General features: G+C 46.1%; 23 protein-coding genes. 4 read left to right on the top strand and 19 right to left on the bottom strand.

Annotated features, from left to right (window positions below; translation table 11 throughout):
* Positions 1-18 precede the first annotated feature (18 nt).
* Positions 19-441 carry a DUF1801 domain-containing protein gene (locus tag BN1234_RS01715; RefSeq protein ID WP_054954931.1) on the bottom strand — a complete coding sequence of 141 codons (423 nt, stop codon included), beginning with the start codon at positions 439-441 and terminating at the stop codon, positions 19-21.
* A 283-nt stretch (positions 442-724) separates the two neighbouring features.
* Between BN1234_RS01715 and BN1234_RS01710 the strand changes: the two genes are divergently transcribed.
* Positions 725-910, top strand: coding sequence for a hypothetical protein (locus BN1234_RS01710; protein WP_054954930.1), 186 nt, complete (start codon positions 725-727; stop codon positions 908-910).
* A gap of 41 nt (positions 911-951) precedes the next feature.
* On the opposite strand, the gene BN1234_RS01705 is transcribed toward BN1234_RS01710, so the two are convergent.
* The gene (locus BN1234_RS01705) at positions 952-1356 is read right to left on the bottom strand and encodes a DoxX family protein (protein WP_054954929.1); all 405 of its coding nucleotides are present in this window, start codon (positions 1354-1356) and stop codon (positions 952-954) included.
* Positions 1357-1658: 302 nt separating this feature from the next.
* Positions 1659-2093, bottom strand: coding sequence for a GyrI-like domain-containing protein (locus BN1234_RS01700; RefSeq protein ID WP_054954928.1), 435 nt, complete (start codon positions 2091-2093; stop codon positions 1659-1661).
* Between the two features lie 69 nt (positions 2094-2162).
* Between BN1234_RS01700 and BN1234_RS01695 the strand changes: the two genes are divergently transcribed.
* A complete protein-coding gene (locus BN1234_RS01695; RefSeq protein WP_054954927.1) occupies positions 2163-2573 on the top strand; it encodes a ClpX C4-type zinc finger protein in 411 nt (136 codons plus the stop codon).
* Between the two features lie 388 nt (positions 2574-2961).
* Here BN1234_RS01695 and BN1234_RS01690 read toward each other — a convergent pair whose 3' ends face one another.
* From BN1234_RS01690 to BN1234_RS01630, 13 genes are all read right to left on the bottom strand, one after another.
* A complete protein-coding gene (locus BN1234_RS01690; RefSeq protein ID WP_054954926.1) occupies positions 2962-3198 on the bottom strand; it encodes a DUF6953 family protein in 237 nt (78 codons plus the stop codon).
* Positions 3199-3357: 159 nt separating this feature from the next.
* Complete coding sequence (locus BN1234_RS01685; RefSeq protein WP_054954925.1) at positions 3358-4929, bottom strand: FAD-dependent oxidoreductase; 1572 nt, start codon at positions 4927-4929, stop codon at positions 3358-3360.
* Between the two features lie 195 nt (positions 4930-5124).
* Positions 5125-6120 (bottom strand): zinc-dependent alcohol dehydrogenase, encoded by a 996-nt coding sequence (locus BN1234_RS01680; protein ID WP_054954924.1) that lies wholly within the window; start codon positions 6118-6120, stop codon positions 5125-5127.
* A gap of 26 nt (positions 6121-6146) precedes the next feature.
* The gene (locus BN1234_RS01675) at positions 6147-8381 is read right to left on the bottom strand and encodes a helix-turn-helix domain-containing protein (protein ID WP_054954923.1); all 2235 of its coding nucleotides are present in this window, start codon (positions 8379-8381) and stop codon (positions 6147-6149) included.
* A 66-nt stretch (positions 8382-8447) separates the two neighbouring features.
* A complete protein-coding gene (locus BN1234_RS01670) occupies positions 8448-9263 on the bottom strand; it encodes a carbohydrate ABC transporter permease (RefSeq protein WP_370733778.1) in 816 nt (271 codons plus the stop codon).
* Between the two features lie 50 nt (positions 9264-9313).
* Positions 9314-10279 (bottom strand): ABC transporter permease, encoded by a 966-nt coding sequence (locus BN1234_RS01665; RefSeq protein WP_054954921.1) that lies wholly within the window; start codon positions 10277-10279, stop codon positions 9314-9316.
* Positions 10280-10384: 105 nt separating this feature from the next.
* Positions 10385-12007, bottom strand: coding sequence for an extracellular solute-binding protein (locus BN1234_RS01660; RefSeq protein ID WP_054954920.1), 1623 nt, complete (start codon positions 12005-12007; stop codon positions 10385-10387).
* 521 nt (positions 12008-12528) lie between these two features.
* Entirely contained in the window at positions 12529-13443 is a 915-nt protein-coding gene (locus BN1234_RS01655) for a Gfo/Idh/MocA family protein (RefSeq protein WP_054954919.1), read from the bottom strand.
* Positions 13444-13448: 5 nt separating this feature from the next.
* Positions 13449-14393: an L-serine ammonia-lyase, iron-sulfur-dependent, subunit alpha gene (gene sdaAA / locus BN1234_RS01650; protein ID WP_054954918.1), complete on the bottom strand. Its 945-nt coding sequence runs from the start codon at positions 14391-14393 to the stop codon at positions 13449-13451.
* A complete protein-coding gene (gene sdaAB / locus BN1234_RS01645; RefSeq protein ID WP_054954917.1) occupies positions 14390-15076 on the bottom strand; it encodes an L-serine ammonia-lyase, iron-sulfur-dependent subunit beta in 687 nt (228 codons plus the stop codon). The genes sdaAA and sdaAB overlap by 4 nt, the downstream gene beginning before the upstream one ends.
* Before the next feature lie 46 nt (positions 15077-15122).
* Entirely contained in the window at positions 15123-16193 is a 1071-nt protein-coding gene (locus BN1234_RS01640) for a dihydrodipicolinate synthase family protein (RefSeq protein ID WP_054954916.1), read from the bottom strand.
* Entirely contained in the window at positions 16194-17210 is a 1017-nt protein-coding gene (locus BN1234_RS01635) for an NAD-dependent epimerase/dehydratase family protein (protein WP_054954915.1), read from the bottom strand.
* Positions 17211-17337: 127 nt separating this feature from the next.
* Entirely contained in the window at positions 17338-18669 is a 1332-nt protein-coding gene (locus BN1234_RS01630) for a hypothetical protein (protein WP_054954914.1), read from the bottom strand.
* A gap of 220 nt (positions 18670-18889) precedes the next feature.
* On the opposite strand from BN1234_RS01630, the gene BN1234_RS01625 reads away from it, so the two are divergent.
* Positions 18890-19729, top strand: a complete 840-nt coding sequence (locus BN1234_RS01625; RefSeq protein WP_054954913.1) for a YitT family protein — start codon at positions 18890-18892, stop codon at positions 19727-19729.
* Between the two features lie 111 nt (positions 19730-19840).
* Here the strand turns inward: BN1234_RS01625 and BN1234_RS01620 are convergent, their stop codons facing one another.
* Positions 19841-20164 (bottom strand): SRPBCC domain-containing protein, encoded by a 324-nt coding sequence (locus tag BN1234_RS01620; protein ID WP_054954912.1) that lies wholly within the window; start codon positions 20162-20164, stop codon positions 19841-19843.
* 151 nt (positions 20165-20315) lie between these two features.
* Here BN1234_RS01620 and BN1234_RS01615 point away from each other — a divergent pair, with 151 nt between their 5' ends.
* On the top strand, positions 20316-21134 hold the full coding sequence (locus BN1234_RS01615) for a helix-turn-helix domain-containing protein (protein WP_054954911.1): 819 nt from the start codon (positions 20316-20318) through the stop codon (positions 21132-21134).
* A 69-nt stretch (positions 21135-21203) separates the two neighbouring features.
* Here BN1234_RS01615 and BN1234_RS01610 read toward each other — a convergent pair whose 3' ends face one another.
* Both BN1234_RS01610 and BN1234_RS22115 read right to left on the bottom strand, forming a co-directional pair.
* Entirely contained in the window at positions 21204-22817 is a 1614-nt protein-coding gene (locus tag BN1234_RS01610) for an ATP-binding protein (RefSeq protein WP_082423057.1), read from the bottom strand.
* 103 nt (positions 22818-22920) lie between these two features.
* Positions 22921-23067: a hypothetical protein gene (locus BN1234_RS22115; RefSeq protein ID WP_156337101.1), complete on the bottom strand. Its 147-nt coding sequence runs from the start codon at positions 23065-23067 to the stop codon at positions 22921-22923.
* Between the last annotated feature and the right edge of the window lie 16 nt (positions 23068-23083).

The raw sequence follows: 23083 nt of genomic DNA, 5'->3' as shown, positions 1-23083 counted from the left end.
TTATGTAGCTCTATTTATTCATTTATTCGGATATTGTTCCTTCAAGAAATGCACGGACTGGTTAATAAGCGCCTTCAACACGTCTGTATTCACATCAGCTACCTTGTTAATGTACACGCAGCCTTTGCCTGCTGTATGCTTCCCGAAGTCTTTTAACAGTTCGTCCCTCTTCGTGTCACCCGTTGCAAAATACAGGCTGATCTTGGCTTTACGGGGAGAAAAGCCGACCAGCGGCGCATCCCCCTCGTGCTTGGTCTTGTATTTGTAATGATAGGAACCGAAGCCGATGATGCTCGGCCCCCACATCTTCGCCTCATAACCTGTCGTTTCCGTAAAAATATCCAGCAGCTTATACGCATCCTCGCGTTTGCCCGGACTATCCACGTTCTCAATAAACTCCAGCACACTGTTATCCGTTGGTTTGGTTTTGGGTTCATACATGTTCGGGTTCGCTCCTTTATCTATAGATACTACAGAGTATTTCCAAGCGGTACCCCTTCCATGACCAGCCCTCATCCCGCCCTAGTCAGGGTTTCTCACGTCCACAAGCTCAATCGCTTACAGAAGAAAGCCCTCCCCCTTTCTTCAACTCCATAACAAAAAGTCCACTTTCCGGCTCAAGGAGGGTGGACTTTTCCGCGGTTAGTCAATTACACTTAAACTGTTATACTTTTCGAATTCATAGTTTCAGAAGATAGATGCACAGTATGAGAGGATGATTACGATGAGCAGACCAGCCATTCGGAAATGGCTTATGTTTGTTGGAAGTTTGTTATTCGCAGTAGGACTGGCCTTCATGATTATAGAAACGCTTGCTCCCTATATAGTATGGCGTTATATCTTTTTGATCGCTGGACTGATCCTTATGACCATCTCTAATAAATACAAAGGAAAAAGAAGCCCCGATTAACACGGGTTTCTTTTGCCTCCTGCAAGTAAAACTTGAACTGCTTAGTTGAACACAACAGCATCCAGTGAGTATGCACCCGCACCCATCAAGGCTACAGCCAGCGCCACCGCAATGATCAGCAGATTCAGTTCATATCCGTTAGCCGTTGCCCAATAACCATTCTTGGCGTGAACCTTCACAATTGCTCCAAGCATCGCAAGGATAATCAGTGCAGCACCCACGATTGTCAGGAATCCCGCAGCAAACAGCAGTCCGCCGACGAACTCCATCAAGCCCACAACCACAGCCATGGTTACACCAGGCTTAATTCCCACGGATTCCAGCCAGCCCCCTGTTCCTTTCGGACCATAACCGCCAAACCAACCGAATAATTTCTGAGCACCATGCGCAGCAAATGACAGACCAACAACCAGACGAAGAATAAGTAAACCCAATTCAAAATTCATTATAAATTCCTCCATTTAAATTTATGATATTATTTCTTTTTCAAAAATCTTTACATTAAGATATATACTCAAAAAAAATGCGGTTATTCCTTAGCTACAATTTAAACATTTCTTAATTTACCCCTCTCTAACTAACACTTTCGAATTTCACTAACTTTTATTTAGTTAATATCAACTTGTTTATAAGATACTTTAATTCATATTATTTGTCAACCATCGCACTAAAACTTTTTTGACTCCCGTGTATAAGCATCTTCAGTAACCGCATGTGAACAGGCGTACAGACTTCGTCTGCACTAACATTACACCTGCTTCATAACAGGAATATAGATTTCCATAACGGCTCCAGTCTGCTCATGGCATCGCTCATCGTAGAATTCAACCTCCACTTTATCTGGTGCGTACTCATATCCAGAACGCGGGAACCAATCTTCTAAAATATATCTCCATGTTCCAGCCACCGTCTGTACAAATCCTTGATCGGCATAATCTGCCGGGGGTGTTGTGAACACCGCATACATTGCCTCAGGCACCTCTCCCTGGAACAGAGATACCCCTCCAGGCGGCTGCTTATCTCCCTTGACTGCAGCTACATAAGTGAAGCTGCCCGTTTCCATGCCGACAGGAAAACATACAAAGTACTCCCCGTGTTCCTTGGGCTGAACCAACTCAAACAGTTTAGCCTCAAGACCTGTGATGTCAAAATGGCTCCAAAACACTAAAAATTGAAGGAACAATCTATAGCTCTGAAGAATATATCTCATTATGTATACAAATGTGTACATACAATAAAGGAGGTATAAGTGATGGATCAAGATTTTCGTAAAAAAACATTTCGAGGTGCAAAAATTGAAGATATGATCTTAGAATTAGAGAAACTTAGCAAGTTATGTGAAGAGAAATCTAAAAGTAGTGACCAATTAGAAAGACAACGTTTCTATGAAGGTATGGCTATTGCTTATACAACTATTGCGGTGAAATTAAAAGGAGACTTCGATTATATTGAGCCGAAAGTAATTGATGAACTGTACAATACTTTAGAAAAAACTACAAATCAAAATAGTATAAGCAATATAGAACACGTTGCAACTTGTTCTTTTTGTCGTAGAAGCAAAGAAGAAGTCGGAGAATTAGCTATAGGGCCAGGAGTTTCTATATGCATTGAATGCTTGGAGTTTGGTACAGAAGTTATTAAATCACATTCCACAGAAGTTTAAACCCTCTAACAAGCAGGTTGTTACTTAACAAAAAAGTTTCCTTATCTCTATCCAATTATCAACTTTAACGTTTTACTTTCACAGCTTCCTCTTCATGGTCACTTATTTCAAAAGTGAAAAAGGCGACCAGATAGTCGCCTGATCGCCTTTTTCATGTTCCAGAGCACTGTCTCTATGCCTTCGTATTGTATCTTTAGTCAATCTGCTTCAGTGGTCTGTTCTCATCCTTCGAACCTGCGGTACCCAGTGCTTCAGCATAATAGTAGATCAGTTTATATTGATGCGTCCGTATACCGTAATGCGAATATACATGAAGCGTTTAAGTTACAGCCTAAAAAACCGATGGCATCCTGCCACCGGTTCATGCTAATTCGTTAAGTCCAATACTTTACGTCCAAGCCCACATAAAACCGTCACGGTCCCATGCAATCCGGCCGCCGTGAAGCTTCCGGAAGGCTTTTTTCACCTCTTTGGATAGAGACAGATTGCCGTTCTCATTTACAAAAACAAACTGCTCACCAAAGTGAGTCCTGACATACTCGATCGCATCTTCTTGTCGCAGTGTTCCTGTGAACTTTATTTCCTTCACCATCCACTCCGCAACTTCCTGTGCTGTCACTTCCATGAGCTTCACCTCCTTCTTATCCTAGATTGACTGCTTTGATTATAGCATACCCGCAGCATGGCTCTTTACCGACTCCGGGAAAACCCTTCAGTGTATACAAAGAAACCCCCTGTTCCTAAAAAGGACAGGGGGCACTTCAACATTTGAATTCACCTTAATCTACACTTCGTGAATGACAGGCCATTTCAGCTCGACGCCTGCATTTACAAGGTTGCGCTGCAGTGCTTCCAGATGCTCTGGTGTATTACGGACATCTCTTGGTTTCACCCCATGCTCTACACAGTAGGCGGCAAGATAGCCAGCCGATTCACCGATATTCCATTCGACCGGATGAAGTCTGTAGCAGCCGTTTGTGATATGGGTCGTTCCGATATTTTTGCAAGCCGCAATCAGGTTGTTGACCCGAATCGGGATCAAGCTGCCCAGCGGAATTTCAAATGGCAGAGCGGAGAAATCGACATATGTCCGCAGAGCCGTGCTCGGATGCAAGTCGATCCGGTAACAGCCGACGCCTACAGAGTCGAAGAAATCCTCAGCTTTCCCGTCTGGACGGGAGGCTGCTGCGACGTGCTGCTCCAGCACGGTAAACTCTGCCTTGATTCTGCGGGACTCGCGGATATACGGCATTTTGGCAAAGCCGTCCGGCGTACCGGCGATATCCGGCCGCAAACGAAGGCCAGGATAGCCCTTGCCGCCATCAGGGCGCGGCGCCTCTGTCTGCATCCAGTACATCAGTGAGCGACTAAGTTCCTTCGACCGCTCAAGATGCAGCTTTCGCTCTTCTTCAGGGACATCGATAATAGAGCCCAGCCAGTAATCGTTAGCCGGCCAGTTCACCACCGTCACATTGGTATCAAAGGTTCCCTCTACGAAGTTCTCACGGTCCACCAATTGTCTGTATTTCCACAGCGAGAATGACTTCCCGTCCGGGAACAGACTATAGGTAACCGGCTCCAAGGTGTGCGGTACAAGCCCTGCCCAGCTCAGCTGTTTATCCGGCCAGAAATCGGCCTGATACTCTCTCCAGAAGTCATAAGTTTCAGGCTTCTCAATCGTATGGTCCTCACCCTCGCAGTAATCCATGACGAAGCACCACGTGAAGGCCTGCATATCCTGCGGGTCGGCGTCCCCAGGCAGTGCATGCGGCTCACCCGTCTCTTTAATGGATTCCGAGCCTGTTACATATTCAACTCCTGCGAGCGGAAGCAGATCCCCTTCTTCAGTGGCATCAATAATATAGGCACCTGTCAGAATGAGCGTTTCCCCCGTGTTTTTATTCAGGACATGAACAGCTGTAATATCATCACCGTCCGTCTCTGCCTGTACAGGCACATGCTCCGTCATTACAATCAGCTTTCCGCTGTGAATGTAGGGAGCCATCATGTCCCGCAGCACGGCCAATGCAGCTCTTGGTTCATGAGCAATCGCGCTGACCATGGCGCTGCCCGGGTTGAAATATCTCGCATTCCGGGACTCCGGCGTTACCGGAAAGTTATCCTTATAATAATTCCGCACACGATCCCGGTATTCCCGATAACTTGCGGTGGAGCCGAACTTCTCAATCCAAGGGTGCTCATCAGGCGGTACGATCTGACTCGTAATCTGTCCGCCAAGCCAATCGGTTTCTTCCGTCAGAATGACGCGCTTCCCGGATTTAGCTGCTGCGAGTGCAGCCGAACTGCCGCCAAGCCCGCCGCCTATAATAACAATATCTGCGCTGCGATGTTCCATTAACGCGGACACCTCCACATTCCTATTGTAGGTTTAATTTTTCCTGCTTCAACGGAGAAGACGGAATCATTCTGGAGAAGTGAAACGCTCGCCTTTGTCCCCGGATTTCAACATTAATTACACAATTCAGAAGAAATCCGGGGACAACAGCGATCGGAAGAATGATCCGTATTCGGAGAGATGACAGACAAGAATTTAATCGTATTTGAAGATCGTACCCATAATGGTCGAGCCAGGTCCATAATGCTCATAAGCCTCGGCTGCGCTTTCAAACGGAACAACCCTTGAAATGAGCGGTTGAACCGAAATCCGCTGTTCTGCCAGCAGTCGAATATATTCAGCCGTATTACGGCCTTCCGTCCAACGGACGAATCCAATCGGGTAATCCTTATTTTCGAGTTCATAGCCTTTGTCATAGCGTCCCGGACCACCGGCCCGTGAGATAAGCACCTGTGCCTCTTTACTGAACATGAGCCCGCGATCGAAATTCATTGCAAGATCTCCAACGATCACAATTTTTCCTTTGTCGCGGATCCATTTCAATGAAGAATTAATCAGAGGTTCGCCTGGTCCGCCTGCGCAGAGAATCACACTATCGGCACCATGACCACCGGTGACAGCAAGAATCTGCTTCTCCAGCTCTGCTTCAGTGTCGTACACATGAGTGATATACTTCCGCATGCTGTCAGCGCGAACTTTATTGAGGTCATACGCGATCACCTGATTCGCAGCAGCTGAAGAGATTTGTGCAATGATCTGGCCCAATATACCAAGCCCTACCACGACGGCAGATTCCCCGAAACGAAGATCCGCTATACGCAGTGCATGAATGGCAATCGCGCCCAGTCCCGCAAACGCAGCTTCTTCCGGAGCGACATGATCCGGTACAACAGCAGTTAAGTTGGACGGAACTGCCAGCTCTTCAGCATGGCGAACATAAGGTGCTCCATAGACGGCGACCCTCTGACCGACTGCAAGTCCCTCCACCTGATTGCCAAGCTCTGTAATGATACCGACCGCGCTGTAACCGAGAACAGACTTATGCTCTTCAGAGTTCTTAATAACTGTCATTTCCGTACCAGGGCTAATCGCCGAATATTCTGTACGTATACGCACATGCCCCGGCTCTAGACTAGGTCTTTCAATATCTGCAACCGATGCCTTTCCATGCTGTGCAATAACCGCCTTCATAATATACAGTTCCTCCTTGGTCCAACCTATCTCCCATTATTTTTCCGATATTCGCTGGGCGAAACTCCACAGTACTTCTTAAACGTTGTGGTAAACGTTGAGGAATTCGAATACCCTGTCTTTTCACCGATTTCAGCTATACTGAGGTCCGTATTCTTCAGAAATTCTCTGGCGTGGGATAGCCGTACCTTGTTCAGATACTCTACATAGTTCACACCAAATGTCTTCTTGAAATAGTTAGAGAAATACTTAGAACTCGTATCAAGCACCTCAGCCATATGATCCAGGTACAGATTCTCCATGTAATGAAGCTCAATATACTGTGAGATAAAGGCCGGGTTCAGCTTGCTCTTCGAGTCATAATTATGCATGGCAGCCACTCGCCTGATGCCTTCCATTAAGGCCTCACGAATCTCCTGATGACTATAAGCACGCTGCAATTTTTCTATGATATCAGCTTCCAGTCGGAATAAATCCTGGCGGCTTTCCTCTGATGCATTAACCTGTTTAAGCATAATCAAGAATATCGTCTGTGCGATATGGAGCATCTGGTGATAATGAATATTCAAGGAGGTATTTTCCTCAATGATCTTATCCACAATCTCTATTGCTTCATCTGTTTTTCCGGTCATCAGACAATTGGATAGCTTCTCAATTTGTTGAACAGGAAAATGAATGCCTGGAACAAAGCGGATCGATTCTGTATCCGTTACCCATTCTTTCTTATTAATGTTCCTGTACAGGAAGCCGCGCTGGATATCCTGATATGCTTCCTGGCAGCTGCTGATCTTCGATTCAAAGACCCGACTGATACAACCCCATACCTTTAAGGATTTAAATGTGGTATTTTCAGCCTGGCGAATGTATTGTTCGAACTGCTTCAATATTTTCTTTCGATCTGACGTATGATCCATGCCAATGAGCATAAGAAATTTAAGATGGTCCTCATGGAAGACAATTACATTATCCAAAACCTCCTGCAGACCATGCTGAATTTGTTCCGTCAGTTCTTCTACCGACAACTCCAGCTGCTCGTCACCATTCTCCGGCTGCAGATGGATTGCCGCCATAACAAAATGTCTGTTTTGAAACAAATAGGAGTAATGATTCTGCATCTGCGATTCATATTCCCTTGAATGCTGATATCCGTCGAGAGCCTGTAAGAACACGCCTCTTCTCATTTCCGAGTCCACGAGACCCATCTGACTTTTGAGCGACTCGTTCTCACGCTGCATTTTGATGATTCCGCTCTGAATTTTAACGAAGTCATTGCCCTTTACATTAGAACTTCCAAGAACGCCCATAATGTTCTTAACTGGTCTATATAAATAAATGCTCAGTAATACAGACAAGATAACCGCCAGCAAAATCGCCCCATACATAATCCATAGGTTGGCATTCGTTACCGAGTGAATGTTTTGGAACTTGTACGGTAGTTTATTAATATAAATAAAGCCGTTATAGTCCGATTTATAAAAATTGTATTCAAAGTTATCATGCGTTAACGACGCCTCGCTTGAAGGGTTAAAATAGACGTCATTCAGAATATTTACAAGATCCAGGTCCTTCTCCGTGCTGAGTATGACATTCCGTTTATCATCCAGCACCATAAGAGATGCACCCGGAATCATCCCTTTTAAATCAATGCTGTTCAGCAGCTTGTTCACATCAATCAGAACCATCAGCTTCTTGTTCGACATTCTGATATTGCTGCTATCAACCATGACCATTAAATTCTTCTTACGCCCTGAATTCATTTCTGTGTAGGTTTCAGCAGGGAAGACAGTAGAGTCATGCTTCGAACGGATAAAATTATCCCAAAATACCGAATTGTATTTATCCGATATGTATTTCCTGTCGAATAATGACTCCATGCTGCTCGTTCCATGCGGAGTGATTGCGAGCTTATAGTCATAAGTGATCACCGCATCCTCTACGAAATCCATAGTGGATACCATCCGGCTTAAGCTGTCCTGCAAGTCCAGAACCTTCTCCATATCCGGCTTGCCGTCACCATCCGCGATCTGATCATAAGGCAGAGCGTGAATATTGAACATAAGGTTGTTAATTGAAGTAAAGCTGCTGTCGAACGACTGGATGATATTTTTGATAACCATCCGGTTGTTCTCTGTTACCTTCTCGTATATTCCGGAAATGGAGTTCTTATATACGATATAGTTGAATATAAACATGATGCCGACGACCAACTGCAGAGCGAAGAAGATTTGTAAAAGCCCCCTGTTAGCGATCAATCGATTCAAAATTGGATCACCTCTCTTGATGTCATCCCTTCATTAACACCATGTTATACCCAACAGAGCATTACGTCACCCTTTTTCGGAACCAAGCATTACACCTTGGGCAAAATACTTCTGCGCAAAAGGATAAATAAGCAGTACCGGAATCATCGACAATACGATGGTTGCGTTCTTCATCGCTTGCGGAGCAAGGGCGGATGCATCTACGAGATTCTGGTTATTACCGCTGTCAGCAAAGATCAGCATGTCTCGCAAAACGACTTGAAGCGGATACATGGTGGCATCGTTCAAGTAAATGAGCGGAATGAAGAAGCTGTTCCAGTGTCCCATGAAATAAAACAAGCCGATAGAAGCGAGCGCCGGTTTCGAGAGCGGGATCATAATCTGGAACAAAATACGGAATTCCGATGCACCGTCTACAACAGCAGCTTCGCGAAGACCCTCTGACATACTCTCATAAAAGCTCTTCAGAATGATCAGCTCAAACGTCCAGATGGCGTTCGGAAGAACGAGAGCCCATACCGAATCAATCAGCCCCAGCTCCTGAACGATCAAATAGTTCGGGATGATGCCGGGATTCAGGAACATAGTCAAAATGATTGCCAGCATAAAGAATTTACGACCGAAAAAGTCCTTACGAGAGAGCGGATAAGCACAGATCGCCGTTAACAGCAGGTTGACCGTGGTTCCAAGCGCTGTATAAAAAATCGTGTTCATATATGCACGCGGAATTCGTGCATCCTGAAGTACCTGCGCATAGGCATCCAGGTTAAAGCCCACCGGCAGCAGACTTACCTGTCCCTGTATTACTGCTGATGTATCACTTAGGGAAACGGACGTAATATATATGATCGGATACAAGATAACAACAGCGAGACAGAGCATGATAATCGTATTAACAACAGAGAACAGCGAGATGTTTCTTAACTTTTGACTTACCACAGGCCATTCCCTCCCATCTTTTTACTCATGAAGTTAGAGGACAACAGAAGGATCATCGCTACGACGGCTTCAAAAATACCGACGGCAGCCGCATAGCTGTAATTCGCCTCCAGCAGACCCTTACGGTATACGAAGGTGGAGAACACGTCCGCTACTTCATACGTCATCGGATTATAAAGGAGAAGGACCTTCTCATAACCAATGCGAAGCAGCTGTCCAGTCTTCAGAATAAACATGATGATAATGGTCGGCATCAGAGAAGGAATCGTAATTTTAAAGATCATGTGGTGTCTCTTCGCACCATCCACCTTAGCCGCTTCATAAAGCGACGGGCTGATGCCTGCAATCGCCGCCATGTAGATAATTGCTTCATAACCGGTATGCGTCCAGATGTCGGAAGAAATGTAGATTGGACGGAACCAGGCAGGATCGATCAGGAAATACTTCGATTCGAACCCAAGGGCCGAAATAATCTGGTTAATGATACCGTTGTTTGGTGACAAGAAATCGATCAGCATACTGCTGATGATAACGACGGACAAGAAGGACGGCAGGTAACTGATTGTCTGTATCGATTTCTTGAACCATCTAACCCGTACTTCATTCAGCAGGACCGCCAGAATAATCGGGAAAGGAAATGAGAATATGAGTGATAACAAGCCAAGTGAGAGCGTGTTCTTGAACAAAAGCCAGAAATCAGGACCGGTGAAAAAGTTAATAAAATGCTTAAGACCTACCCATGGGCTATCTATAATGCCTGTAAATACGCTATAGTCCTTAAACGCAATAAGCATCCCATACAAAGGACCGTAACGGAAAATCAGATAGAACAGAAAACCTGGAAGGAACAGGATCAGCAGTTGTCTGTCGCGTTTCATATGCTGGAAAGCTGACATTTTGCGTTTGACAGCATTTTTCTTTGGTGATGGGTTGCCTGCTTCGATGCCGGCATGTGCCATGATGTTTCCTCCTTTAGATGAGGAGCAGCATCCGGTTTAAACCGAATGCTGCCATCATCCAATAATTGCCTTTTTAAAATGATTAACAGACTTGGTAATGACTAATTATTTGGAAGCTTCTTCAAAGCGCTTTTGAGCAGCGTTAAAGATTTCAACCATTTTTTCGGAGCCTTGAGCTGCAGCTGTCTTCTGCCATGCTTCCCACTCTTTGTCTCCGTAGTTCTTGTTCAGGACGTACTTGGAATTGAACTCATTTGCAGCTTTCTCAATATTCACTTGAAGTTCCGCCAGCTGCGCAGTTTCAGCATCCGTGAAGTTCAATACCGGATCCAATGGCTCAAAGCTGTTCGCCTTCAAGCGCTTGTCTTGAGCTTCCTGCTCTTTCTCAGTGAAGCTGTAATATACACTGCGTCTGTCAGGGTTCAGATACATACCTTCAATCCACAAGCCATATTTGTCTTCCAGCACACTGATATCAACCAAAGGAACGTCTTTCAATTCCGGATAAACCGGCTTATCGTTTTCCATCGTGAACGTTTCGCCTTCAACACCCATTGTGATCAGGGTTGCACCTGATGGACTTGTCAAATAGTCAAGCAGCTTCAGAGCAGCTTCTTTATTTTCTTTGTTAGCTACAGTGATACCAAAGTTTGCATCAACTTTTGGAAGTGTTGCGCCATTGCCAGTCGGACCAACCGGATTAGCATATCTCAAATCAAAATTAGGGTTGCTGTCCTTAACCTGGTTATAGAACATATCCAGACGTCCGATCCAGTCCCAAGTAACAAATGCCTTGTTGCCAGTCGTCATTTTAGCTGTCCAGCTTTCCTGTGTATCTGTCAGGAATTCCGGATCCATTAGACCTTCATTGTAAAGCTTCTTCATAAAGTCCAGCATATCTTTATGCTCTGGAGAAGTGCTGGCAAATTTCCACAGCTTCTCGGATTCATTGTAATAAACCGGATAACTTGCACCGCCAATTCCCCAGCCATAAGACCAGTCACGGAAAATATATTCCTTATTCTTGGAAGCGTAAGGGTAGGAATTCGGATACTTCTCTTTCAGCTTCTTCAATGCCTCGTAGAATTCATCCGTATTTGTCCACTCTTTAATGCCCAGCTCATCAAATACATCCTTACGGTACATGAAGCCATGGTTTACGTCACGGTTCAGGTTATGAATCGGCCAGGTATACAAGTTGCCCTTCTCATCGCCGTAAGAGGTAATAACCCATGGGTTCTCTTCCATATACAGCTTTTTGAAGTTCGGCAGCATATCGGCATATTCATTGATAGGTACAACTGCCTTTTGCTGTCCGATTTTCTTCAATTCGTTCGACTTCAGACCATGGAAGATGTCCGGGAGTTTACCAGAAGCAACAATAACTCTCAACTTATCCTGGTAGGTAGCTTTCGAATACGCCTGGAAATTAACTTTAATGCCTGTGCGCTTCTCTATTTCTTTTGCCATAAGCGAATCATTGAGATCTGTCTTGTCGCTTGGCACCATCCAAGTAATTGTTGTTGGCTTGTCAACCAGCGGCAGTGTTAATCCGCCAGTATCTCCATATTGATTCGGATCTGCAGGTGCTGTGTTTTCTTTAGGTGTAGTGCTGTTGCCTCCTGCTTCAGGAGCAGGCTCTTTACTTCCTCCGCCTCCGCCGCAAGCAGCGAGAAGTGATGCAAACATGGTTAAAACGATTGCCATACTGAACCATTTTTTTGACATTGTTGTTCCTCCCTCATGTTCGTACATATTAAAGTAGTGAACCTTGAAATTGAAAAAAAAAGCTTGATGAACCCCCATCATTTCAATCGACACTCAGCAACTCATGAAACTTAGCTAGAACCTCTTTAATAGAATCTCTTGAATTTTACCGAGATGCCTCCCCCCCAGTGGAAAGATCCTGCTTGATTCGAGATTGAAATTCATCAAGTGCAAGACGTCTTATTCCGGTCTTGCAAATTCAGTATTTCTACTCACCCACATGATAAAAGCGCTTTCAGATTTGGTAAACAACGGAATTTCACCCGTCTGTGATTTCAGGGCTCAATTTACACCTGGAAGTCCAGAAACCCTTACAAATCAAGGGTTTATGGCATGTAGAAAATGCTAAAGAGATAGAAATAGAGAAAAAAAGAAGAGCGAATCCTTCATGAAATCGCTCCTGAATTATTTATTTTTCCGAGTCAATATACTGTCTCACGCTTCCTCATTAAGCAAAGGTAAAACAAGATGTTTCATCAAGATTATCTATTTGCAAACATGCTTACCTTTTTTCCGCTTGCTAGACTCTCCTCCACCGCTTCCAGGAATCGAATGACCTCTACCGATTGTTCAAATGGCAGGACAGTCTGACCTGTAGAAAACATGAAGAGGACCTGTTCCAGAAGATCTGCATAAAAGGGTTTACCTGAGCTGGAGGCATCAATGTAGTCGCTTCCACTTGTGCGATGAATCAAGGCACCAAACTTGCTGTTTCCAACCCGGTTGCCGCGCACCGTTCCAATCCGTCCATCATCCCATGTTCCCGTTATCAGGTCGTGTTCTTCCGTCGAGCTTACGGCCACTTCCCTGCAGCCTGGGCCCATTATGGCGTAAAGCATCTCTGCCGCATGAATGACGTACCAGAAATAACGTGATTGAGTAGGCTGAATCTCCATAGGTCCCTGAACATCAGCACCTGTCACTTTTCCCTTCTCTTCCCGGCCAAGCTCCTCGATCAAACTGACCGCATAACGAAGCGATGACGAGCTCATGACAGAAATACCGTGACTTGCCGCAATCTTCCCAATCTCTTCCGCATCGGATGAATTGAGGGCGAGCGGTTTATCAATAAATACAGGCTTGCCAAAAGGAGCTATTCTGCGAAACAGCTCCAGGTGAACCCTTCCATCGGCAGCCAGCAGCATAAGAGCATCACTCTGCTGTGCCACCTCTTCCGGTGAGGCCATAATCTGAACACCGAACTTTTGCTGGATATCGTTCGTAAATCCATCTACACGTGAGATACTCAGATGAAAATCCGGTGAACCTCCCGGATACGCCGCAACCACCCGCGCTCCCGGAACATGATAAGCATCCGACGTATCATGCAGCAGTCTTGTAAAAGCGATACAATGGGAGGTATCCAGTCCAATCAATCCAATTCGAAGAATGGTCACTTCGTTCAATCCTCCTTTTTATCGGTGCTCGCTTCATTTTTTTCCTCAGTACTCTTTTCCTTTGCAGCCTTGCTTCCTTTACCATACAGTTCCTTCAGAATCCTCTTTCCTGTAGGCGTCTGGGCAAGTCCGCCTTTCGCGGTTTCCCTATGCTTCGCAGGCATTGCCGTTCCAACCTCGAGCATAACACCAACCACTTCATCCGATGGTATGGCACTCCGGACTCCGGCAAGCGCCATATCGGCTGCAGCCAGTGCTGTCACGGCACCAAATCCGTTTCGGACAATACACGGAATTTCCACAAGTCCTCCGACTGGATCGCATATTAATCCCAGGGAATTCTTAAGTGCGAGACCAACTGCATGAACCGCCTGCTCCGGTGTCCCGCCTCTTAGTTCCGTAAGTGCGCCTGCTGCCATCCCAATAGCTGAACCGACCTCGGCCTGACAACCGCCCTCAGCTCCGGAGATGAACGAATTATTGGCGATGACATAACCGATCGCACCTGCGCAGAACAATCCCATCACAAGATGCTCATCATCCCAGCCGAATCTCTCCTGCGAGCTGACGAAGACGCCCGGAATAATGCCGCACGAGCCAGCCGTAGGTGTCGCGATAATTCTTCCCATTGAAGCATTAACTTCAGATACAGACAGAGCATAGGCTAGCGCAGAACAAGCTTCTGTACCGAGAGAGGTTGTGCCGTTCTGCATATACTCACTAATACGTACAGCGTCACCGCCAGTAAGCCCGCTCCGGGAAGGAACAGGCTCATGGATTCCGCGATGGACAGCTTCTTTCATAATGTTATAATAATCTGCCATCTGCTTATAAACTTCATCTTCGCTCTTTCCGGATTCCTTGGCCTGCTCACTCAGCATTAACTGGCCGATCGTAACCCCGTCCTCACGGCAGCATTCTATCAGCTGCTGTAGTGTAGAGAACTTCATTCTGCCCCCTCCTCTGCTGACAAATCCGCAAATACAACCCGATGAACGTGCTCCAAGTTCCGAATATGCTCCATGAGAAGACGAGGCACCGCCTCGTCTGTCTCCACAACCGTTACAGCTTCCCTACCCCGGCCTTTTCGGTCCACATCCATATATCCAATGTTGACCCCGCCGTCATGTAATATTTTGGTGATATGAGCGACCATTCCATGTGTGTCTTGATGAAACACCATCAGAACCGGATAGTTCATCGTAAATTTCACATCAAAGCCATTCACGCCCAGGATTTCAACATTGCCGCCTCCGATCGAAGCGCCAACGATAATATCCTCCCGCCCGTTCTCATCTTTGAGCTTTAGCAGGACTGTATTGGGATGAAAGGCTGCATTCTGAGCTGTCTTGAAAGTCAGCTTCATCCCTGCCTCTTCCGCAAGGGTGATGGAATTACGGATACGGATATCATCCGTAGCAAAGTCCATTAAACCGCCAACTACCGCCAGATCCGTACCATGCCCACGATACGTATCAGCAAAAGAACCGTAGAACACGATTTCCACTTCTTCGGGAAACGCTCCAAAAATGCGCCGGGCTGCCCTGCCTATTCGAACAGCCCCCGCTGTATGTGAGCTGGACGGACCCACCATACTGGGTCCAATTATTGAAAACACATCTTTAAAACGCATAGCGTTTCCCCCGTTCATCTTGTTGTTACATTAACTTGATATATGGCTATTCAGCCAACCAATCTTGCAAATGCTCTTTTACAAAATCATCATCGTTCAGATGAGGATAATCTCTATACACACGATCTATTTCTTCAGACTGCCCCGGAGATAAGGTTTCCTTCGGATTCAGACACCATGTGCCTTCTAACAGGCCCTGCCGGCGAAGAACCTCATGGATACCCGGAATACAACCGTGGAACTGGTGCGCCGGATCAAAGAAAGCTGCGTTGCTATCGGTAACTTCAACATTTCTGGTCAGCCAGTCCGGCGAAATGGCACCGCCACCGCGAACCTGCTTGATTTCCTCCAGCAATTCCACTGCTTTACGTGTCCACACCGCCCAGTGACCGAGCAGGCCGCCAATAATCGGCTTCTCTACGATCTGGCCATCTACATTGAAGCGATACGTTGTAAGCAGATCATTGATGATATTATCATCATTACCCGTATAAAGGGAAATTTCATCCCGTCTGCTGGAATAGCACACTGCCCGCACTACATCAATTGTCTGGTAACGGTTAAATGGTGCCATTTTGATCGCTACAATATTCGGAATCTCGGCAAATTGACGCCAGAAATCAAAGCTGAATATTTTACCGCCTACAGAAGGCTGCAGATAAAACCCGATAACCGGCATAATTTCAGCAATACGCTTCGTTCTCTCCAGAATATCCTGCTCACTTAAGTCAGCAAGCCCGCCCATACTGAGCAGTGCAGCGTCATAGCCCAGTCCCAGGGCAAGCGTAGCTTCATTCACTGCTTGTTCGGTCGGCCCGCATACACCAGCTACCATGATAAACGGCCGATCAAGCTTAGCACGCTGAATTTCTTCTGCTGCCATACGCAGTACCGGCTCGTATAGGTCCACGCCTTTGTCGCGAATTTCGAACTGGGTAGAGTGTACACCAACCGCGATGCCGCCTGCGCCGGATGCTGCGTAATAGCGTGTCAGCGCCCGCTGGCGTCTCTCATCCAGCTTGCGTTCCGCATTCAGGGCTAGCGGATGTGCCGGAATAACAAGACCTTCAGCTAGTGCCTTTGCTTTTTCGTTCGACAATCGATTTGTACCGCTCACTTAGAATTTCCCCTTTCTCTCTTGGAAATGTGTCGGCTTATTCCAGGTGTCTCCACCCGCCATAACCCACTCTGCAGTCCAGTCAATCATCTGCAGCAGGGATACCTTCGGGTAACCGAACAGCTGATGTGATTTGGTCGCATTGTTCAGCAGTGCCGTTTCGGATTCAACTCCCGTAAATTGCACCTCTTTATCCATCCGTTTAGCCAGCTCCTGGGCAGCCCAGCGGATCGACATCGTCTCCGGACCTGTAATATTTATAATTTCCGGCGGGTTGCTGGTATGCTTCAGGCAGCGCAGTGCCATCTCGTTCGCATCTCCCTGCCATATAATATTCGCATGACCCATGGTCAGATCAATCGGACGTCCCTCATTGATGGATTTAGCCAGCTCCAGAAGTACACCATAGCGCATGTCGATCGCATAATTCAAACGGTAGATCGTCATTGGCGTCTTATTCTGATGGGAGAAATATTCGAATACGCGCTCTCTGCCAAGACAAGACTGAGCATATTCGCCCAGCGGCTCAGGCGACACCGATTCATTGACACCGCCGCTTCCAACAGGTGAAAACGGATACACATTCCCTGATGAGAACACGACAATTCGGGAATTCTTATATTTCTCAGCAACACGGCCCGGGAGATATGAATTCATAGCCCATGTAAAATGCTCTCTGCCGGTTGTACCGAACTTATTCCCTGCCATATAGATTACATTGTCTACATGCGGGAGCTTCTGGAGCTCTTCATCATTCAACAGGTCGCATGAAATAGTCTCAATTCCTGCCTCATCCAGTTCACGTCTTGCTTCTTCATTCGAAAACCGTGATACGCCAATAATTCGTTTATTTAATCCACCTTTTTTCACAGCATTGGCAGCAAGTCTGGCCAGACTCGGACCCATCTTTCCGCCAACGCCTAGAATCAGAATATCTCCTTCGATGGAACTCAAATCTGCAATTAATTGTTCTGATGGTTCTGCAAGCTTTGCTTCTAGTTCCGCAACAGTCTTCATATCCATTCATCTCCTTTGGAATACGTTTCCTCTTCATCATAACGACTGAACAAATATAAAGACAAATCTTTAAATCGTCTTTAAATAGAGGGTTAGAGACAAGGATGAATGAGTGGATTAAAGCAGCTTACTCCAGGAAAGTAAATCGGAATATTTGTCTTGGTCTACCGCGCGGAACCTTCTCCAGCCCTGTTATTTCTACCAGGCCGTTGTCCATCCAGTGCAGAAGCAAACGATGCGTGCTCCTAACCGTAATGTCCAGCAGATTTGCCAGCTCATGCACTTTATATTCATATTTACCGAACCTGGCGCGTTGGTTCAACAGTTTACTGAGATAAGCACTTGTCATCCCGGCATCTTCTGCACGTTTGATCAGAGCTGCATCGGTTGAGGATAACACCTCCTGAACAGGGTCTGCCATCTCCAGCGGGCCAATCAGCGTTCCATCCTCACGAACAATAAAACAGGCATTCCCCCCTGCTTCCTTCGCTTTCCTCATAGCGATTCGTGCACTTGTTCCGGCAGCGCTGGCCGTACGTCCAAAGCCCATGCCGATACTTAGCGATATGCCATGCGTCTTGTTCATATCCTTCGCGAAAGGTATCGTCTTGTATCCGCCGGATTCCCTCTCGAAGATCCCCCGCGTTGTAAAGAACAAATACTCATCTCCGCCCATATGGTTGAGATATCCGTCCAGCGATTCTACATAATCCAGCACCATACGGTGGATATCCAGCTTCAGCTTCTGTACTTCATGCTCATTATTCCGCTTCAGGGCTTGTCTGTCGAAGTCATCCACGTTAATCATGCCTACAACAATCTGGCCTTCCTTGCTGCGGCGTGAGGCGGTAGACAACAGGGCTCTTTCCAAGGAGACCACGATATCCTGATCCGATGGAAGCAGCCATACATTCGGAATCTCTCTGCGGCTCAGCTCCTGCGCAACAGACCCTACACCGGTAAGTGCAAGAGTGCTCTGACCCGAAATCATGCTGTTTTCGTGAAAAGAGGCAAGCTCGGTAGTGGATGCATAAACCGGACCATCATAAATGATGCTCTTGATGTCCATAATATCCATATCCTTAAACGTCCGTCTTACCATGACTTCAGTCAGCGTATCCACGGAAATGCCACCGTTGAGCTTATCCTTTTGCTGCGCGTAAAAGAGTGCTTTATATAATCCGGCGTCTGTAATCGGTACATGAAGAACAGGCATATCCAGCATCATATGCTCTTTTACTTTGCGGTAGGATAGCGGGTCCGAAAGGATCAGCACTTCCACATCATTACAGATTTGCTCTGCAAGAAGCGGAGCTTCGTCCTCATTCCGGAACACGAGCGGCACTGGAGCAAAGGAAGGAAACGTCTCAATAACCTTCATGATCTTGTCCACGATCACTTCAGGGCCAATAATACCGATGCGAATATGCTCAACATTCGCCTTATTTCTATCTGTCATCTAATCTCACTCCTGCTTCTTACCCGATTAGTTCAACTTCAGTAGCGGTGGCAGCAACAATAAAGGTATCGGTCACTTCTACCTAAATCATAACGCTTCATCGGGATTTGACAAGAGAAACAACCAAACCATAGAGAAATTGAAGTTGCCACTCTTTATTTTGCTGCAGTGCTCCCATGTGCAAAACTGGTGTACAATGTCAAACAGGAGGCGCTAACTTATGACTAAACAGCATGTTAAGGATGCCTTGTTCATCATCATCGGCTCTTTACTATTTGCGATCGGAATCAATTATTTCTCTATACCGAACCGTCTGTCCGAAGGCGGAATTATTGGAATAACCGTTGTTACATATTATTTGTTCGAATGGTCACCCGGTATAGTCAATTTCGTATTGAACGGTATTCTGCTCACCATTGGCTACCGTTATTTTGATAAGAAGACTACGATTTATACCCTTATCTCAATCGTTCTAACCTCGATCTTTCTGCGTGTGACAGAACTGAATATTCCCCCGCATCCGGATACGCTTCTTGCCGCACTGTTTGCAGGCGTGTTTGTTGGTATCGGGCTGGGGCTGATCTTTCGTTCAGGCGGCACTTCAGGAGGATCCGCAATTTTAGCGCGGCTGGCCAATTCTTTCTGGGGCTGGAGTCTGGGAAAAGGAATGCTCATCATCGACATCATCGTAATCCTTGGCTCCGTGTTCATTATCGGCCAGGAAAAGGCCATGTACACGCTTATTGCCGTCTATGTTGGGGCTAAGATTATCGATTTCATGGTAGAGGGAATGAATGAACGCGTTGCAGTGCTGATTATCTCCAACCAGCCAAACGAAGTATTACAGAGCGTCACTACAGCGATGTCCCGGGGTTTGACGGTCCTTGAAGGACGCGGAGGATATACGGGCTCAAGTAAAGAGGTGCTCTATATTGTCATCAGCAAGCAGGAGGTCGTTCAATTGAAGAACATCGTCTGCGAAATAGACGAGCAGGCGTATGTGACGATACACAATGTGCATGAGCTCATCGGCAAGGGTTATAAAGCAAGTGACCGCTGATCCGTGCATATCCGTAAAACAAAGCAAGGAGCTATCACATTAGTAGTGAAAATCTACTATTGCGATAGCTCCTTGTTTCATAGCTTAGTCCACTTCATTCTCCCGCTTCTTCTACCAGCCAAAATCGAGCACTTGTCCGGTTTCGGCATACGTCTTAATACTGCTGAGGATCATCCACCAGGAGTCCGCCGCTTTCTCATAGGATGGATGGTTTTCTGTAAACTGATCATTCACGAGCGTGAGTTTCGTGCAGCTCCCAACCTTTTCAAGGGTGAATGTGATTCTGGATTCCAGCTCTGCATGGTTCGAATAATACGCAGGCCCGGGATGCTCGATAAGACTCAGCTTCTGCTGCGGTTCATAAGCAAGTAACGTAAGTGTATTCCACACCCGCTCTTGATTTGCATGAATGTAAAAATCATATTTCAGCTCCATAACATTCGCTCCTTATTTATAGAAGATAAGGTTTGCTAGACTCTAATGGCGTTGGTATGATTGAGTATATCCCGTTAAATAAACCAAGTATTGTAAAAACGCGACCAAATCAGTCCGCTTCCATACCACTAGGATAGGAGAATCCTTGGATATGAAACCTCATCCCCCCAAACCCAGTATGGGTGTTCTGCATCTGGCAGAGAACAGCAGCCAATTCAGTCTTATCCGGTGCGAGCCATCTGCGGCCTTTCGCCCTTTTATTAAGCATTACTGGATGATTCACTGGGATCTGACCGGAAAGCCCGCACATCACCAGGATGTCGTCCCCAATCCCTGCGTCAACCTCGTTGTCGAATCCGGCAAAACAGCCATTTACGGTGTATCCAAAAGCGTACACTCCCACCACCTGGAGGGAAGTGGCTCCGTATTCGGCATCAAATTCAAACCCGGCGGGTTTTATCCTTTTATTAAAAAGCCTTTATCGGCCCTTACCGATCAATCAATCGGAACCGCAGATGTTCTGGGCATCAGTCCCGCTGACATGGAGCAGCTTATTTTGTCTAAGCAAAAGCCGGAGCAGCAGGTGGCCTGCATAGAACAGCTGCTCCTTCCGTGCTTACCCCCACCTGATCAGACGGTAAATCATATCAACCAGATCATCGACCACATTATTCAGAATCCCGCCCTCACCACCGTGGAACAATTATGCGAGTGGGCTCATTTAAATAAACGAACGCTCCAGCGCATGTTCAGTCAGTATGTTGGTGTTCACCCCAAATGGGTGATTAAGCTCTATCGGCTTCAACATGCTGCGGAGAGAATGGATTACAGGACCCATGAGGATTTGCTAAAGCTGTCGGTTGATCTGGGGTATTATGACCAGTCCCATTTCATTAAAGATTTTAAATCCATCGTAGGTAAGACGCCGGAAGAGTATATGCGGGGAACCCATAGTCCGAAACAAGGTTGATGTTCACTGAAATGAAATAAGCGCCGGGCATATGTTTAAGCCGGCGCTCATTTTTGTTGTAGTATGGATTTATGGCTGTGAAATCTTTTCATCCATGGGCAGATAAATTTTTACGGTGGTGCCTGTCCCCTCTTTGCTTGTAATAGACATATGTCCCTTGTGCGTATTCAGTATTCTCTGAACGATCATCATTCCTAGTCCGTTGCCTTCCGGTTTGGTGGTATGGAACGGTTCACCAATCCGCTGCAGCACCTCTTCGGTCATTCCTGTTCCATTATCCGTGAAGGAAATAACCTGGTAACCCTCCTCGACACTCAGAAGGATATCAATATCCCCTCCAAAAGGGAGTGCCTCCATCGAATTTCGTAATATATTCAAAAACACCTGCTTGATCTGGTTGCGATCACAAGTGATAACCGGACTTTGAACACACTCCATTTGAATCTCCACTTCATTCAATGCTGCCTGGATTCCAAAGACATTCAGCACCTCTGTGAGTATTGTCTCACACTTATCCTGCTTAAAATGGATCGCCTGCGGTTTCCCCAAAATTAAAAACTCCCCGACGATGAGGTTCATTCGCTCGATTTCAGACATAATCAGTTCATAATGACGTAAATTCGATTCTTTGTTGGCCAGTTGGAGCATTCCCTTTACGGTCGTGAGCGGATTCCGAACCTCATGCGCGATGCTTACGGCAACCTGTCCGGCAAATACCAGCTTTTCTGTATTTCTCAGCACTTCTTCTGTTCTCTTCATCTCAGTTATATCACGCAGATTTCCTGCCACACGGGCCAGGACACCTTTACGATCATAGACAGGAAACACATCAAGCATATAGTAGCGCATCGACCCATCTGAAGGAATCGATATCTCTTCACCCATGTACTCCATCTGATGTTCAATGGCTTGGCGAAAATAAGAACCGACCTCCTGTATTTCAAAGACAGGGGAGCCGTAGTGAGCTTTTAGATCCTTCGGACTGAGATCCAATATATTCACGCAGACCTCATTCATCTGAAGAATGTTGCCCTTGGAATCCGTAACCAGCACGCCATAATAGTTCTTCTCGATCAGAAGATGATTCAGCATATGAAGCTGGCTGTTCTGTTTACGCAGCATTAATTCTCTTTCAACAGAGTCCGCGAAGGTACGCAATAATGACATGAGATGGGGGTGTGCGAAACCGACCTCAGTCATCATGGAGATCGTTCCCGCTACCTTCCCTTCCCAATAAAAAGGGGTCGAATAACAAGCAAGATTCTGAAGACAAACATGATAATGATCGGATCCGATTACTTGCACCGGCCGATTGCTGTGAATGCATAAGTCTATCGAATTGGTTCCAGTATCCTCATTGAATCCAATTCCTGCTTCAATTCCAAGCTGCTTTACCGTATTGGCAATCTCAGGACTGCCCATGACTTCAAGAATGTGGGCCTCATAATCTGTAACGGTTATTAAAATAGGCGTATTCGAAGCCGAGGCAAGAAATTGATCAACAAAAAAGCGGATGACTTCAATGCACTCCATATATAACTTCTGCCGATCAGCCAATTCGGCATTTGTAAATCTTTCCGTAAATACAGGAAGCTTATCCTTCTCTATCCCACGCTCTTTGCATATCCGTTTGGATTCCAGGATCATCTCTTCATCGGTTAAATCTGTGTATGGACTTTCCATGATGGCATACCTCATTTATCATGCTGTATTGATTAAGCTCGTTAATATTTATTCTAACACCCCACTGTCCACACTTCACTATGATTATACTTCGGGGGTAATCTTAAATATTGATTTCATCCACCAGATCCTTAACCGATTGGAGCAATTTCCCCAGTGCCTCCTCCTCTTGGCGAACGATCATACATAGGCTGATGGTGATGTTTGATGCCGTATTTGTCGTAAGCTCATCCTGCAGCTCATCATTCATGTGAGTCAACGCCTCC

Origin of the sequence: Paenibacillus dakarensis, assembly GCF_001373415.1 — a bacterium.
Taxonomy (GTDB): domain Bacteria; phylum Bacillota; class Bacilli; order Paenibacillales; family Paenibacillaceae; genus Paenibacillus_AQ; species Paenibacillus_AQ dakarensis.
Note: the sequence above shows the minus strand (reverse complement) of the source record. Positions and strands in the feature narration are given on the sequence as shown.

Bases quoted from the DNA above. Each gene is read 5' to 3' on its own strand.
- BN1234_RS01715 (WP_054954931.1), bottom strand. From the start codon at position 441: ATGTATGAACCCAAAACCAAACCAACGGATAACAGTGTGCTGGAGTTT.
- BN1234_RS01710 (WP_054954930.1), top strand. From the start codon at position 725: ATGAGCAGACCAGCCATTCGGAAATGGCTTATGTTTGTTGGAAGTTTG.
- BN1234_RS01705 (WP_054954929.1), bottom strand. From the start codon at position 1,356: ATGAATTTTGAATTGGGTTTACTTATTCTTCGTCTGGTTGTTGGTCTG.
- BN1234_RS01695 (WP_054954927.1), top strand. From the start codon at position 2,163: ATGGATCAAGATTTTCGTAAAAAAACATTTCGAGGTGCAAAAATTGAA.
- BN1234_RS01690 (WP_054954926.1), bottom strand. From the start codon at position 3,198: ATGGAAGTGACAGCACAGGAAGTTGCGGAGTGGATGGTGAAGGAAATA.
- BN1234_RS01685 (WP_054954925.1), bottom strand. From the start codon at position 4,929: ATGGAACATCGCAGCGCAGATATTGTTATTATAGGCGGCGGGCTTGGC.
- BN1234_RS01680 (WP_054954924.1), bottom strand. From the start codon at position 6,120: ATGAAGGCGGTTATTGCACAGCATGGAAAGGCATCGGTTGCAGATATT.
- BN1234_RS01670 (WP_370733778.1), bottom strand. From the start codon at position 9,263: ATGCTCTGTCTCGCTGTTGTTATCTTGTATCCGATCATATATATTACG.
- BN1234_RS01665 (WP_054954921.1), bottom strand. From the start codon at position 10,279: ATGGCACATGCCGGCATCGAAGCAGGCAACCCATCACCAAAGAAAAAT.
- BN1234_RS01660 (WP_054954920.1), bottom strand. From the start codon at position 12,007: ATGTCAAAAAAATGGTTCAGTATGGCAATCGTTTTAACCATGTTTGCA.
- sdaAA (WP_054954918.1), bottom strand. From the start codon at position 14,393: ATGAAGTTCTCTACACTACAGCAGCTGATAGAATGCTGCCGTGAGGAC.
- sdaAB (WP_054954917.1), bottom strand. From the start codon at position 15,076: ATGCGTTTTAAAGATGTGTTTTCAATAATTGGACCCAGTATGGTGGGT.
- BN1234_RS01635 (WP_054954915.1), bottom strand. From the start codon at position 17,210: ATGAAGACTGTTGCGGAACTAGAAGCAAAGCTTGCAGAACCATCAGAA.
- BN1234_RS01630 (WP_054954914.1), bottom strand. From the start codon at position 18,669: ATGACAGATAGAAATAAGGCGAATGTTGAGCATATTCGCATCGGTATT.
- BN1234_RS01625 (WP_054954913.1), top strand. From the start codon at position 18,890: ATGACTAAACAGCATGTTAAGGATGCCTTGTTCATCATCATCGGCTCT.
- BN1234_RS01620 (WP_054954912.1), bottom strand. From the start codon at position 20,164: ATGGAGCTGAAATATGATTTTTACATTCATGCAAATCAAGAGCGGGTG.
- BN1234_RS01615 (WP_054954911.1), top strand. From the start codon at position 20,316: ATGAAACCTCATCCCCCCAAACCCAGTATGGGTGTTCTGCATCTGGCA.
- BN1234_RS01610 (WP_082423057.1), bottom strand. From the start codon at position 22,817: ATGGAAAGTCCATACACAGATTTAACCGATGAAGAGATGATCCTGGAA.
- BN1234_RS22115 (WP_156337101.1), bottom strand. From the start codon at position 23,067: ATGAATGATGAGCTGCAGGATGAGCTTACGACAAATACGGCATCAAAC.